The sequence below is a fragment of the Nocardia aurea genome, from assembly GCF_003123685.1.
In the GTDB taxonomy this organism is placed as follows: Bacteria; Actinomycetota; Actinomycetes; order Mycobacteriales; family Mycobacteriaceae; genus Nocardia; species Nocardia aurea.
This window is the reverse complement of sequence record NZ_QCYJ01000103.1, coordinates 384,607-398,313: the sequence shown is the minus strand read 5'-3', so window position 1 is coordinate 398,313 and position 13,707 is coordinate 384,607. Positions and strand designations below refer to the sequence as shown.

Genomic DNA, 13,707 nt, shown 5'->3' with positions numbered 1-13,707 from the left:
TTCAGCCGAGACTCGCGGGGCGAACCTGATCGATGAGTTCGAACAGTTCGTCGTCGTCGGCGTCGTCGATATCGTCGACGGTTTCGCCGGTGGCCCCGCCCAGTCGGCGCGCCAGCTCGCCGAGGCGGGCCACGATCACGCCGAGTTGTTCGCCGTCGAGTTCGGCGCAGCCCTGCGCCAGGGTTTCCAGCTGGACGACGAGATGTCGCACCGGATCGCGTTCCGGTGCGATCTCCTCGCGCAGGTAGCGCGCCAGTTTGGCGGCGTTGGGGTAGTCGAAGACGACGGTGGTCGACAGTTTCACCCCGGTCGCCGCTTTGAGCCGGTTACGGAATTCGACCGCGCCCAGCGAATCGAACCCGAGTTCGGTGAACGCCGTGTCCGGCGGCACCGCCTCGCGCGATTCGTGGCCGAGCACCGCCGCCGCGTGCGATCGGATGACGCCGAGGATCACGCGTTCCTGTTCCACCGTCCCCAGCCCGGTCAGACCGGCGACCAGGGCGGCCGCCTCCGCGACACTCGCGTCGGCGGCGCGGCGCTGGGCGCGCAGCAGTCCGCGCAGGACCGGCGGCATCTCGGACGCCTCGCCCAGCGATCGGAGCGCGTCCAGATCGAGTCGCGCGGGCACCAGCGCCGTATGGCCGGTGCCGCGTGCGGTGTCGAACAGGGCGACGCCCTCGTCGTCGGCCAGCGGGATCAGGCCGTCGCGGCGCATCCGCATCCGGTCGCGGTCGGACAGGTGGCCGGTGATGCCGGTCGCGCGTTCCCATAGACCCCACGCCAGCGCGGTCGCGGGCAGCGACGCGGCCACGCGATGCTGCGCGAGGGCGTCGAGGAAGGCGTTGGCGGCGGCGTAGTTCGCCTGACCGGGGGAACCGAGTTGTCCGGCAACCGAGGAGTACAGCACGAACATCGACAGCGGCAGATCGCGGGTCGCCCGGTGCAGATGCCAGGCCGAATCGGCCTTGGCCCGCAGCACCCGGGCGAGCCGTTCGCCGTTCTGGTCCGACAGCAGCGCGTCGTCGACGATGCCCGCGGCGTGCACGATTCCGGTCAGCGGATGACGATGGTCCACCCCGGCGAGCAACGCGTCGACCGCCGACCTGTCACCGAGATCGCAGGCCACGATGGATGTGTCGGCCCCCAGGGCGGTGAGTTCGGCTTCCAGTTCGGCCGCGCCGTCGGCTGCGTGGCCGCGTCGGCCCGCCAGCAGCAGATGACGGACGCCGTGCGCGGTGACCAAGTGCTTGGCGATCAGCGCGCCGAGTCCGCCGGTGCCACCGGTCACCAGCACGGTGCCCGCCGGGTCCGGGCCAGGTGCGACGGTGAGCACGTATTTGCCGACATGGCGCGCCTGGCTGAGCTGGCGGAACGCGGCCGGGGCCCGGCGCACGTCCCACGAGGTCACCGGAAGCGGGCGCAACGCACCGGTGTCGAAGAGCCGGACCAGTTCGGCCAGGATCTCGCGCAGACGTTGCGGACCGGCCTCCATCAGCAGGAAGTTGCGGTAGCGCACACCGGGGTGATCGGCCGCCACCGTCTGCGGGTCGCGCAGATCGGTGAGCCCCATCTCGATGAAGCGACCACCGCGCGGCAGCAGTCCCAGCGACGCGTCCACTTTGTCGCCCGCGAGCGAGTCGAGCACGATGTCGACGCCGCGGCCGTCGGTCGCGGCCATGAATTCGTCCGCGAAGTCGACGGTGCGGGTGTCACCGATCCGATCGTCGGTGAAGCCCATGTCGCGCAGCACTTTCCATTTGCCGGTGCTCGCGGTGACGTAGAGGTCGAGGCCGAGGTGCCGGGCGAGTTGCACCGCGGCCATGCCGACACCGCCGGTCGCGGCGTGCACGAGCAGGGTTTCCCCCGGTCGCGCGGCGGCGAGATCGACGAGTGCGTAGTAGGCGGTGGCGAAGACGATCGGCGTGGCCGCCGCCTGTTCGAAGGACCACCCCTCGGGAACGCAGATCAGGGTGCGATGGTCGGAGACCACCGTCGCGCCGACGCCGGTGAAGATGCCCATCACCTTGTCCCCCGGCGCGAGGGCGGTGACGTCGGGGGCGACCTCGACGACGATTCCGGAGCCCTCGCCGCCGACGGGCGTATCGGGAATCGGATACATGCCGAGCACGATGAGCACGTCGCGGAAGTTGATCCCCGTCGCCCGCACCGCGATTCGTACCTGTCCCGACTCCAGCGCCGCGGTGTCGGGCACTTCGGACAGGATCATGTTGTCGCCGTCCAGGGTGCCCCTGCCCCGGGTCACCAGTTGCCAGGACGGTGCTTCGACGAGCGCGGCCGAGCCGACGGTATCGGCTCCGGCGCGTGTCAGTCGGGGGGCGAACAGTTCGCCGTGCCGCAGCGCGAGCTGGCCCTCGTCGAAGGATTCGGCGGCGAGGGCGACGGCCGAGCGGAAGTCGGCGCGGTCGTCGACGTCGAGAACCAGGACGCGACCGGGATTCTCGGTCTGCGCGCTGCGCAGCAGTCCCCAGGCCGCCGCGCCCGCCAGGTCGGGGACGTCCTCGGCGCCGTGCACGGCCACCGCGCCGCAGGTGACCGCGATCAGCGCCGGGTGGTCGTCATCGTCGGCGGCGAGCAGGTCCTGGAGTCGGGACAGCAGGGTCGCGAGCCGGGCGTGTACGTCGTCGGGCAGGTCGTCGCCGGACGGTCCGGTGGCGTCGGAGAACAGAGGTATGACCCGGAAGTCGTTGTCCGAGTGCGTGTATCGCAGATCCGAGTCGTCCCCAGACCAGATTCCGTCCGTACCGGTGCGGTGCGGCACCGGTACCCAGGTGGTCTCGAACAGCGCGTCGTCGGCGACCGGGGCGGCGGCGCCGAGCGCCGAGCGGGGGATCTCCCGCATGACGAGCGCGTCGATCGTCGCGACGATCCCGCCCGTGGTGTCGGCCAGTTCCAGCTCGACGCGGTCCGGCCCGCGCGGCGCGATGCGCACGCGCAGTGCGGCGGCGCCGACGGCGCGCACCCGGACGCCTTCCCAGGCGAACGGCAGGCGGATTCCACCGCTGCCCGAGACACCGATCGTCCCGGCCAGGATCATCGCGTGCAGCGCGGCGTCGAGCAGGGCCGGATGGATGCCGAAATGTTCGGCGTCGCCGCGAATCCGCTCGGGGAGCGCGACTTCCGCGAACACCACCTCCCCCAGACGCCACACTCGGCCCAGGCCCTGGAATTCTGGGCCGTAGCTGTATCCGGCCGTCGCCATCCCTTCGTAGGGGTTGTTCACGGGCAGTGCCACCGCGTCGGTGGGCGGCCACGCGCCGAGGTCACCGCTGACGCGCTGTTCGGCGGACGCGGGAACCAGACTGCCGCTCGCGTGGCACAGCCAGCGACCTTCGGCCACATTCGTTCCCGCGCCCTGCGGCCGGGAGTACACCGCGACGGTCCGCGCGCCCTGCGCGCCCGTCGCGCCGACGACGACCTGCACCTCGACCGCCGCGCTCTCCGGCACCACCAGCGGCGCTTCGAGCACGAGTTCGCCGATATCCGGCGTGTGCACGAGTTCGCCCGCGTGGCAGGCCAGTTCGATGAAGGCGGTGCCGGGCAGCAGCACCTGTCCGCCGATCCGGTGCCCGGCCAGCCAGGGGTGGGTCCGCAGCGAGAGCCGTCCCGTCAGCAGCAGGCCACCGTCGTCGGCGCGACTGATCGCCGCGCCGAGCAGCGGGTGGTCGGTCGTGCCGAGTCCGGCCTGGCGCATATCGCCGCCGGAAGCGCTCTCCAGCCAGAACCTGCCCCGCTGGAACGCGTAGGTCGGCAGGTCGACTCGCCGCGCGCTGGTCTCGGCGAAGGCGGCGGTCCAGCGGACGGCCGCGCCGCCGGTGTAGGCGGTGGCGAGTCCGTGGACGAAGGCGACCTCGCCCGCCGGCCCCGGTCGTTGCAACGGGGCGACGGTGACGGCGTCGGCCCGGTCCTCGGGAACGCCTCCCAGCACCAGCCCGGACAGTGTCGTGCCCGGCCCCGCCTCGACGAAACAGGTGACCTCGCCGGTGTCGTGGGCCCAGCGCACCGCGTCCAGGTATCGCACCGGTTCACGCAGGTGCCGCACCCAGTAGTCGGGAGAACTCAGTTCGGCCGTCTCGGCCACCCGCCCGGTGAGCGCGGAGACCACCGGGAGTACCGCGGTCCCGTACGTCAGATTCGCGCACACCTCGGCGAATTCGTCCAGGATCGGATCCATCAGCGGGGAATGGAACGCGTGGCTGACCCGCAGCCTGCGCACCGTGACGCCGTCGGCCTCGAGTTTGCCCGCCACGGCGGTGATCGCGGCGTCCCGGCCGGACAACACGGTGGCACGCGGCCCGTTGACCGCCGCGACACCGAGTACGTCACCGAATTCGTCGAGCAGTCCGGCGAGGGTGTCGACGCCCGCGGCGACCGAGATCATCGCGCCGCCTGCGGGCAGCGACTGCATCAGCCTGCCGCGCGCCGCCACCAGGGTGACCGCGTCGGCGAGCGACCACACCCCGGCGACGTGGGCCGCTACGATCTCACCGATGGAATGTCCCATCAGGAAATCCGCGCGCAGACCCCATGATTCGGCCAGCCGGTATATCGCGAGCTCGGTCGCGAACAGGGCGGGCTGAGTGTATTCGGTGCGATCGAGCAGATCGGCCGATTCCGTGTCCTCGCCGCCGAGGACCAGCTCACGCAGCGACCTGTCCAGATGCGGGTCGAAAGCGGTGCAGATCTCGTCGAAGGCGTTGCGGTAGACCGGATACCGCGCGTAGAGATCGCGTCCCATGCCGACCCGTTGCGCGCCCTGGCCGGGGAACATCACCGCTACCGAGGCCGGTCCGGCCGCCGCGCCGCGCACCACCGAAGCCGTGGCGACACCGTCGGCGAGCGCCCGTAGTCCCGCCCGCAACTCGGCCCGGTCCCCGCCGATGACGACGGCGCAATGCTCGAATCGGGCCCGAGAACCGGCCAGCGTGTAACCGACGTCGGCCGTCGCGAAGTCCGCCGCCGCAGAGCGGACTGTCGCGGGGTCGGCCGTCGCGAGGTCGGTTGTCGCCGAGTCGGCGGCCGCGAAGTCCGCCACCGCCGAGTCGGCCGCGGCGACGAAGTCGGCCAACCGTGCCGCCTGCGCGGCCAGTGCCGCCTCGGATTTCGCGCTCACCACCCACGGTGTCACCACCGGATCGACGGGGGCGGCGGGCGCGGCGACTGATTCGGCGGGCGCCTCCTCCACGATCACGTGCGCGTTGGTTCCGCTGATCCCGAACGACGAGATCGCCGCCCGCCGCGACCGGTCCGACCGCCGCCACGGTGTCGCTTCGGTGACCAGGCGCACGGCGCCGGAGTCCCAGTCCACATGCGGTGACGGTTCGTCGACGTGCAAGGTCGGCGGGACCAGTTCGTGACGCATCGCCATCACCATCTTGATCAGGCCGCCGACGCCCGCGGCGGCCTGGGTGTGGCCCATATTCGATTTGATCGACCCGAGCAGCAGCGGCTCGCGATCGCCGCGCTGCTGACCGTATGTCGCGAGCAGCGCCTGGGCTTCGATCGGATCGCCGAGAGTCGTTCCGGTGCCGTGCGCTTCGACCACGTCCACGTCGCGCGCCTCCAGACCCGCGTCCGCGAGCGCGGTCCGGATCACCCGCTGCTGCGACAATCCGTTCGGCGCGGTGAGCCCGTTCGACGCGCCGTCGGAATTCACCGCGGTACCCCGGACGAGGCCGAGCACTGGATGTCCGAGCCGTCGCGCTTCCGAAAGACGCTCCAGCAGCAGCATTCCCACACCCTCGCCCCAGGCGGTGCCGTCGGCGGCCGCGGCGAAGGATTTGCAGCGGCCGTCGCCCGCGAGCGCGCGCTGGGCGGAGAACGCGATGAACGCCGACGGGGTCGCCATCACCGTGACCCCGCCCGCGAGCGCGAGCGAACACTCCCCCGCGCGCAGCGACCGCGCCGCCTGGTGCACCGCGACCAGTGACGACGAACACGCGGTGTCGATGGTGACGGCGGGCCCCTCCAGCCCGAGGGTGTAGGCGATGCGGCCGGAGGCGATACTCGCCGCCTGGCCCGTCATCAGGAACGGGAGGACGCCGTGGCGGTCCTTGCCCATGGTGTGCGCGGGCGGGGTCTGGGCATCGGTCATCATGCCGACGAAGACACCGGTGGCGCTGCCGCGCACGGTCGTCGGATCGATACCGGCCCGTTCGAACGCCTCCCAGCCGGTCTCGAGCACCAGCCGCTGCTGCGGGTCCATGGCGAGGGCCTCGCGCGGCCCGATCCCGAAGAACGCCGGATCGAATTCTGTTGCGCCGTTCAGGAATCCACCGGACCGGACGTAGGTCTTACCCTCGATGCCCGGTTCGGCGTCGAAAAGACCGTCGCTGTCCCAGCCGCGATCACGCGGCCAGTCCGAGACCAGGTCGACACCGTCGGCCACCGCGCGCCACAGCTGTTCCGGCGATTCGATGCCGCCCGGATAGCGACATGCCATCCCGACGATCGCGATCGGCTCGTGCGCCCTCGATTCCAGATCCGCCAACCGCCCCCGGGTGGTCTGCAATTCCTTGATCGCTTTTTTCATATAGGCGCGAAGCTCGTTCTCATTCGCCATGGGCAAACATCTCCTGCATCAGCGGTAACGGCATGCGTCATTACCGTGGAACCAGACACGACGGCGGCAGAATTCGAATCGCCGGCCCCATCGCGTCGCACCGGCCGGACGGCGACGGCATGACACCGCCGATGCGACATACAGCGTGTGCTGCCGTGTCGCTGTGCGTCAGGCTAGGACAGGTCGTGACGAATCGCATTCGCAATCAGGGTATTTGGGAGACACAACAATGGCGGGTGCGACGCCACTGGGGCTTGCCCAGCAACCATTGCTCGGGTTTCGCAGGCTGCCATAGTGTCTGCCCCCATGACGTGGACCCCCGGCCTGATACCGGACCAACAGGGCCGAACTTTCGTCGTCACCGGGGCATACGGTGGTCTCGGCCGAGTCGTCACCGCGACGCTCGCCGACCGCGGGGCGACGGTGGTGATGGCATGCCGTGACGTCGAGCGGGCGCGCGAATTCGCGCGCGACATCGACGGCGATATCGTCGTCGAGCGACTCGAACTGGCCGACCTCGCCTCGGTCCGCGAATTCGCCGACCGGCGTGGCGAAGTCGATGTTCTGATCAACAATGCCGGTCTGATGAACATCCCGTTCGCCAGGACGGCGGACGGTTTCGAAATGCAGTTCGGCGTCAACCACCTGGGCCATTTCGCGTTGACCGGACTACTGCTGGACCGCATCACCGATCGCGTCGTGTCGGTTTCCAGCATTTCCCACAAGTGGATCCGCGCATTACATCTGGACGATTTACAGTTCGAACGCCGCCGCTATTCCCGATCGGGCGCATACGCGCAATCCAAACTCGCGACGCTGATGTTCGCCCGCGAATTACAGGACCGACTGGAACGCGCGGGTTCGGCCACCAGGTCCTATGCGGTCCATCCGGGAGTCGCCCCCACCGGGCTCGTCGCCAGGACCGGAACGCCACTGGATCTGGTGGCCGAACCCTTCATCGGGCTCGTCGGTCAGTCCAGGGCGGCCGCGGCGCGATCGATGCTGTTCGCGGCCACCGCACCGGAAGCCGACCCGGGAACCTACTGGGGCCCGACCAGGCTGATGCACACCCGAGGCCCGGTCGCCGCGACCCCGTCGAGTTCGCTCTCGCGCGATCCCGCACTGCGGCAACGGTTGTGGGAGGAATCCGAGCGGGCCACCGGCCTCCGCTTCCCGATAGCACCTACTGCCACAGGGACCGCCCATGAAGCTCACTAGGACCCGAATCCTGATCTGCGCGCTGATGATCGGCGCGGCGGCGGGCCTTACCAGCCAGAGCCAGGCCATGGCCCAGCCCGTCTATCCGGACCCGGACCCCGACCCCTTCTTCGCCACACCCGCGGGCATCGCCGACGCCGCGCCCGGTGACGTCATCGATACGCGTTCCGAGCCGCCGCTGCCGTATTTCCCGACCGCGACGGTCACCCTGATCAAATTCCGCTCGACGAACTCCCAGGGCCGACCGATCGCGGCGACCACGACGGTGCTGACCCCCGCCGATCACCGGCCGGGGGCTCCCCTGCTGTCGTATCAGCACATCATCAACGGTCTCGGCACCCGATGCTCGGTCTATCACGGGCTCTACGACTACGACCCGAATCTGCTCTACCGCGCCGTCCCGCTGCTCAACACCATGCTGCTGCGCGGGTGGAGTATCGCGCTGCCCGATCACCTCGGTCCCACCGCCGCCTACGGCGCGGCCCGGCTGGGCGGACAGATCACCCTGGACGGAATCCGCGCCGCGCAGCGCGTTCCCCGACTCGACCTCGCCGAGAGCCCGGCCGCGATGCTCGGCTATTCCGGCGGCGGTATGGCGACCGCGTGGGCCGCCGCGCTCGCACCGCGATACGCCCCCGAACTGCGTCTGGTCGGCGCGGCGGCGGGCGGCGTTCCGATGAATATCAATCTCATGGCCCGCGGGCTGGGCCTCGCGCCGCACCCGATGTTCGGTCTGGCGATGGGCGCGGCGCTCGGGTTGGAGCGCGAATACCCCGACCGGCTCCCGATCAGCGATCAGCTCAACGAGCAGGGCAAGCAGATCCGAGCGTCGATGGCCAACGCCTGCACCTACGAGCTCATCGCGCTCGGCGCCATGCAGAGCGCGGGCGCGCTCGCCGCGACCACGTCGCTGATCGACGACGAGCGGGTATGGCAGGTCAGTGGCGAGAACAGCCTCGAACTGTTCGACGGCACGCCGACCGTGCCGGTTTTCGAATGGCACACCCCGACCGACCCGTTGATCCCGGTCGAATCCGTCGACCGCACCAATCGCCGCTACTGCCAGGCCGGGGTCAGGCTCTGGTCCGAGCTGTATCCGAGCCCCGATCACCTCGCCACCGCCGTACTCGGCTTTCCGTCCGCGGTGAGCTGGCTCGACGCCCGCTTCCGCGGCGAATCCGCGCCGAGCAACTGCTGACCGGCTCCGACTTCCAAGGATCGACCTCATGACCGGTACCTGGTTCAGGGCATTGATCGCCGCCGTCTGTTTCGTCGGCCTCGCCGTGTCCACCCATTCGACGGCGTCGAGCGAACCCCTCTATCCGACGCCGAATCCCGACCCGTTCTTCCACGCCCCCGACGATCTCGCCGCGCTCCAGCCGGGCGACGTGGTGCGCACCCGCAAGGTCGACACCGGCCCGTTCCAGGGCGTCGACTACTGGAACGTGGCGTTCCGGTCCACCAACTCGGCGGGCGATCCCATCATGGGCGTGACGACCGTGTTGATCCCCGAGGGCGCGGTGAACCCGCCGCTGGTCTCCTACCAGGCGTTGATCAACTCCCTCGGCACCAAATGCAATCCGTCGTACTCGCTGTTCAACGAGGAGACCCTGGACGCGCTCGGCGCGGTACTTCCGCTCGGGCGCGGCTGGGCCATCGCACTGCCCGACTACCTGGGGCCGACGGTCGCCTACGGCGCGGCACGGCTGAGCGGAATGGTCACCCTCGACAGCGTGCGGGCGCTCACGCGGGCGACCGGCCTCGGACTCGGGGATTCGCCCGTCGCGCTGGCCGGGTACTCCGGCGGCGCGATGGCGAGCGCGTGGGCCGCCGCGCTACAGCCGACCTACGCTCCCGAACTGCGACTGGTCGGTGTGGCGGCGGGCGGTATCCCGGTGGATGTCGAGGAGATGGCGCTCGGGATCGGTTTCGGACCGCACCCCGGCTTCGGGCTCGCCTTCGCCGCGGCGATGGGACTGGAGCGGGAGTATCCGACGCGCTTGCCCGTCTCGGCCCAGCTCAACGAGACCGGATTGTGGTTCCGGGAGTTCACCCACGACGAATGCAGGCGTTTCATCCTGGCCAACGGAGCCCTGCGCAATGCCGAGCAGATGGCGGCGACCAAGAGCCTGATGGACAGCCCGGAGGCTCGGGCGGTGTTGCGCGAGAACAGCGTCCGCCGTTTCCCCGATGTGCCGACCGCGCCCCTGTATTACTGGCACGGCATCTACGACGAACTGACACCGTTCCGATCCGCCGCCGAGGTCGCCGACAGATACTGCGCGGCGGGGGCGCACCTGACCTTCGTCACCTACGACATCTCCGAGCACATGACCACGGCGGTGGCGGGATTCCCCGGAGCGTGGAATTTCATCGAAGCGCGGTTCCGCGGAGAACCGGCGCCGAGCAACTGCTGACCCACCCGCGCGCAACGGCCCCGTGATTCCGGAGGGAAGCACGGGGCCGTTCACGTCGGTCGCGGTCAGGAATTGCCCGCGATGACCACCTCGGGAATGCCGGTACCGAGCGGCACCGGACGGCACACCGGCGCGGGGGCGTGCGCCGGGTCGAGGATGTCGAGCAGCAATTCCCCCACGAACGGGTCGTAGACCATATGGAAATGCCCGGTCAGATCCTCGGGGCACAGATCCTGGAGTATGAGGTTCTCCGCCCCGGCGCCCCGCAGGGCGATATTCTCGAACGGCTGGATCATCTCGTCGACGCGGCTGCCGACCGTCACGTATCTCGGTCCGGGAACCGTGTCGCCGCCCGCGTTGAGTTCGAGCATGAACGCCGATCCCTGCGCCTGCTGGATCACCGCCTGCGAGGTCACCCGCGCGAACAGTTCCAACGCCCCCGGGATCATCTGCGCGACCGGAGCCAGCCCGTACATCACCCCGCCGTAACTCGGTGACGCCAGTCCGACCCACTGCCGCACCAGGGACGCACCGCCGAGTTTGTTCGTGTAGTACCGAGTCACGTTGGCGCCCTGGGAGAATCCGACCAGGTCGACCTGGTCGGCGCCGGTCCGCGCCAGCACGAGTTCGACGAAATCCCCGACCTGGGCGGCACTGAGCCGCATATCCTCGGTGCCGTAGGTGTTCGCGCCCGGCGCCGCGCCGTAATTCAGGGCGAAAACGCAGATTCCGGCGTCGACGAGTCGCGTGCCGATGGCCGACCAATCGGAGTAGGCGGTGGAATCGGTACCGTGCGCGAGGATCACCGGTCGCGAGGACGGGTCAGCGGGCACGCAGTCGAAGTTGTTCGCGCCGGCGGGAACGACGTCCCAATGGAATTTCTGATAGACGGCCGCGGCCAGGTGATCGGGCTGCGCGGGGGCGCTCTCGGTCGGTATCTCCGGGGGCACGTGATGGTTCGAACTCGGATCCGCGTGCACCCGCGCCGCGCCGGAGCCGAACAAGACGGCTCCGGCCATGACGCAGATCAGCATCGACCTGCCCCACTGTGATAATCCCCAACCCAACACACCCTTCGGCTGTTCCATCTCACAATGATGAACCGAAAAGGCGCGAAAGGCACACGCGCAGGACAGGTCCGGAGGGTTACTTCTCGGTAGCGTCGTCGTCGGCGAGAATGCGGTAGAGCGCGCGACGTGCCTCGGTCAGCACCTCGGCCGCCTTCTCCGCCTGTTCGGGCGTACCCGCCGCTGCGACCTGTCCGACCGCGCCCATCAGCTGTCCGACGAGTCCGCGCAGGTCGATGGCCTGGGCGCCCACATCGGTCTTGACATCGGCCCACGGGTCGCCCAGATCCTCACGGTTCTCGGTGACGTACGCGGTGCCGGTCTCGGTCAGTTTCGCGGTCTTACGACCCGCGACCTTCTCGATGAGAACGAGACCTTCGTCCTCCAACTGGGCCAGTGCGGGGTAGATCGATCCCGGACTCGGACGCCAGACATCGTCGCTGCGCTCACGGATCTGCTGGATCAGCTCGTATCCGTGCATCGGGCGCTCGGTCAGCAGCAGCAATACGGCGGCGCGGACGTCACCGCGCCTGCCCCTGCCACCGCGACCACGTCCACGTCCGAACTGCGCGCCCGGCCCGAAACCGGGGCCGAACCCCGGGCCGAAGCCGGGACCGAAGCCCTGCCGCGGGCCGCGGCGACGACCGTGGAAATCCGGGCCGAATTCGATATCGGCGCGGTGGTGACCATGACGGCGTCCACGCCGTCCGAAATCTTGATTGTCGAGGGTGTTCATGTCGGCCTCCTCAGGCTCTCGTGTTCTTTTCACACTATCGACGATATATCGACAATGCATCGAACGCAAGGAACGAGGCGAACATTCCCGGTGACGACGGCCACTCGGCGATCAGCCGCCCGACGCGGCGAACATCGCCTCCACTCGCGCCGCCATCGCACGGCCCGCGGCGTGCAGCGGTTCCACCGACCGGAGGGTGCGGCACAGGATGAAGGCGCCCTCCAACGCGGCCAGCACGGCGAAGATCAGGTCTCGGGCGTCGACGTCGGCGAGGCCGCGACGCACGAAATAGTCCGCGCCCGACTCGACCCAGGAGCCGATGACCTCGGCGGTGACCTCGCGCAGTCCGGGCTCACTGTCGGCGGTCTCGCCCGCGACGGTCCCCACCGGGCACATATTCATCCAGCCCGAGCCCCGGATCTGCTCGGCGGCCGCGGCGAAGGCGGCGGGGATCGCCTCGCGCAGGTCGTCGTACGGATCCATCAGCAGGGGCAGGAGCTGGATGTACGCGGCCCCGGACGTGCGTAGCGCCGACGCCGCCAGCTGCGGTTTTCCCTCGGGGAAGTGGTGATACAGCGATCCCATCGGGGCGTGGGCGGCGACGGTGACCTGCTTGACCGTCGTCGCCGAGTACCCCTGCCGTCGCATCAGTTCCGCCGTCGCCGTCACGAGGCGATCCCGGGTGGTCGTTGACATCTGCTCGGTCACACTCCCAGACTAGAGTAAGCACTCTAGAGCAAATGCTCTACCCGCCACCCGGGCATTCCGCCCGCGGGCACGGCGCGCGGAGCATCGCCCGACAGCGGTCCCACGAATGGAGTCAACATGCCGACAGTCCAGCTCACAGCGGGTCCACTCCACTACGCCGAACGCGGAGAAGGCCCACCGGTCGTCCTCCTGCACGGACTGCTCATCAATCACACGCAATGGGACGGCGTCATCGACCTGCTGCCCGACGGCTTCCGCTATCTGATGCCGGATCTGCCGTTGGGCGCGCATCCCGAACCGATGCTTCCCGGCGCGGATCTGAGTATGCGCGGATTGAACGTGCTCATCGCGGAATTCCTCACCGCCCTCGACCTGCGGAACGCGACCCTGGTGCACAGCGATTGGGGCGGCGGCCTGTTCCTGACCGCCTACGGACTCGACGAACGCGTCGGACGTCTGATCGTGCTGCCCTGCGAGGCGTTCGACAACTTCCCGCCCGGCCTGCCGGGTAAGACCGCCACCGTCGCCAGCTATCTGCCCGGCGGAGTGTCGCTGGCCCTGTGGCAATTACGTATCCGGTGGTTGCGTGACACCCCGGTGCTCTTCGGCTGGATGACGCGCCGAAGCCTGCCCGACGACCTGGTGCGCAGCTGGACCGAACCCGGGCTACGTGACAAGCGCATCCGCCGGGATGTGCTCTCCTACACCAGATCCGGATTCCCCAAGGCCGAGCTCGTCGCCCATACCGAAGCACTGCGGCATTTCTCGGGCGACGCGCTGATCCTGTGGTCGTCCGCGGGCAAGGTGATGCCCCGCGAACACGGCCGACGGCTGGCCGACCTGATCCCGAAGGCGAGACTCGTCGAAATCGATGACGCCTACGTCCTCTCGATGCTGGACCGTCCGGAAGCCGTCGCCGAGGCGATGTCCGCGTTTCTCACCGGCAGACCGGTCGGCACGACGAACCGGGCGCCGTAGCAC

Annotated in this window: 8 protein-coding genes; 4 read left to right on the top strand and 4 right to left on the bottom strand. The window is 69.3% G+C overall.

Going from position 1 to position 13,707, the window contains the following annotated elements:
• Window position 1: 1 nt before the first annotated feature.
• The gene (locus DAT37_RS22980) at window positions 2–6,580 is read right to left on the bottom strand and encodes a type I polyketide synthase (RefSeq protein ID WP_109526887.1); all 6,579 of its coding nucleotides are present in this window, start codon (window positions 6,578–6,580) and stop codon (window positions 2–4) included.
• Window positions 6,581–6,886: 306 nt separating this feature from the next.
• Between DAT37_RS22980 and DAT37_RS22975 the strand changes: the two genes are divergently transcribed.
• The 3 genes from DAT37_RS22975 to DAT37_RS22965 are packed head-to-tail and all read left to right on the top strand — an operon-like array spanning window position 6,887 to window position 10,215.
• Window positions 6,887–7,798, top strand: a complete 912-nt coding sequence (locus tag DAT37_RS22975; RefSeq protein WP_109526886.1) for an oxidoreductase — start codon at window positions 6,887–6,889, stop codon at window positions 7,796–7,798.
• Window positions 7,785–8,996, top strand: coding sequence for a lipase family protein (locus tag DAT37_RS22970; RefSeq protein ID WP_109526885.1), 1,212 nt, complete (start codon window positions 7,785–7,787; stop codon window positions 8,994–8,996). Before DAT37_RS22975 ends, DAT37_RS22970 begins: the two co-directional genes overlap by 14 nt.
• A 28-nt stretch (window positions 8,997–9,024) precedes the next feature.
• Window positions 9,025–10,215 carry a lipase family protein gene (locus tag DAT37_RS22965; RefSeq protein ID WP_109526884.1) on the top strand — a complete coding sequence of 397 codons (1,191 nt, stop codon included), beginning with the start codon at window positions 9,025–9,027 and terminating at the stop codon, window positions 10,213–10,215.
• Window positions 10,216–10,280: 65 nt separating this feature from the next.
• Here DAT37_RS22965 and DAT37_RS22960 read toward each other — a convergent pair whose 3' ends face one another.
• The 3 genes from DAT37_RS22960 to DAT37_RS22950 all read right to left on the bottom strand — a co-directional run bounded on the left by DAT37_RS22960 (window position 10,281) and on the right by DAT37_RS22950 (window position 12,726).
• A complete protein-coding gene (locus DAT37_RS22960) occupies window positions 10,281–11,249 on the bottom strand; it encodes an esterase/lipase family protein (protein WP_109527344.1) in 969 nt (322 codons plus the stop codon).
• Window positions 11,250–11,361: 112 nt separating this feature from the next.
• Window positions 11,362–12,018 carry a PadR family transcriptional regulator gene (locus DAT37_RS22955; protein WP_109526883.1) on the bottom strand — a complete coding sequence of 219 codons (657 nt, stop codon included), beginning with the start codon at window positions 12,016–12,018 and terminating at the stop codon, window positions 11,362–11,364.
• A 111-nt stretch (window positions 12,019–12,129) separates the two neighbouring features.
• On the bottom strand, window positions 12,130–12,726 hold the full coding sequence (locus tag DAT37_RS22950; RefSeq protein WP_232839935.1) for a TetR/AcrR family transcriptional regulator: 597 nt from the start codon (window positions 12,724–12,726) through the stop codon (window positions 12,130–12,132).
• Window positions 12,727–12,843: 117 nt separating this feature from the next.
• Here DAT37_RS22950 and DAT37_RS22945 point away from each other — a divergent pair, with 117 nt between their 5' ends.
• Window positions 12,844–13,704 carry an alpha/beta fold hydrolase gene (locus DAT37_RS22945; RefSeq protein WP_109526881.1) on the top strand — a complete coding sequence of 287 codons (861 nt, stop codon included), beginning with the start codon at window positions 12,844–12,846 and terminating at the stop codon, window positions 13,702–13,704.
• The last annotated feature ends 3 nt before the right edge of the window (window positions 13,705–13,707 follow it).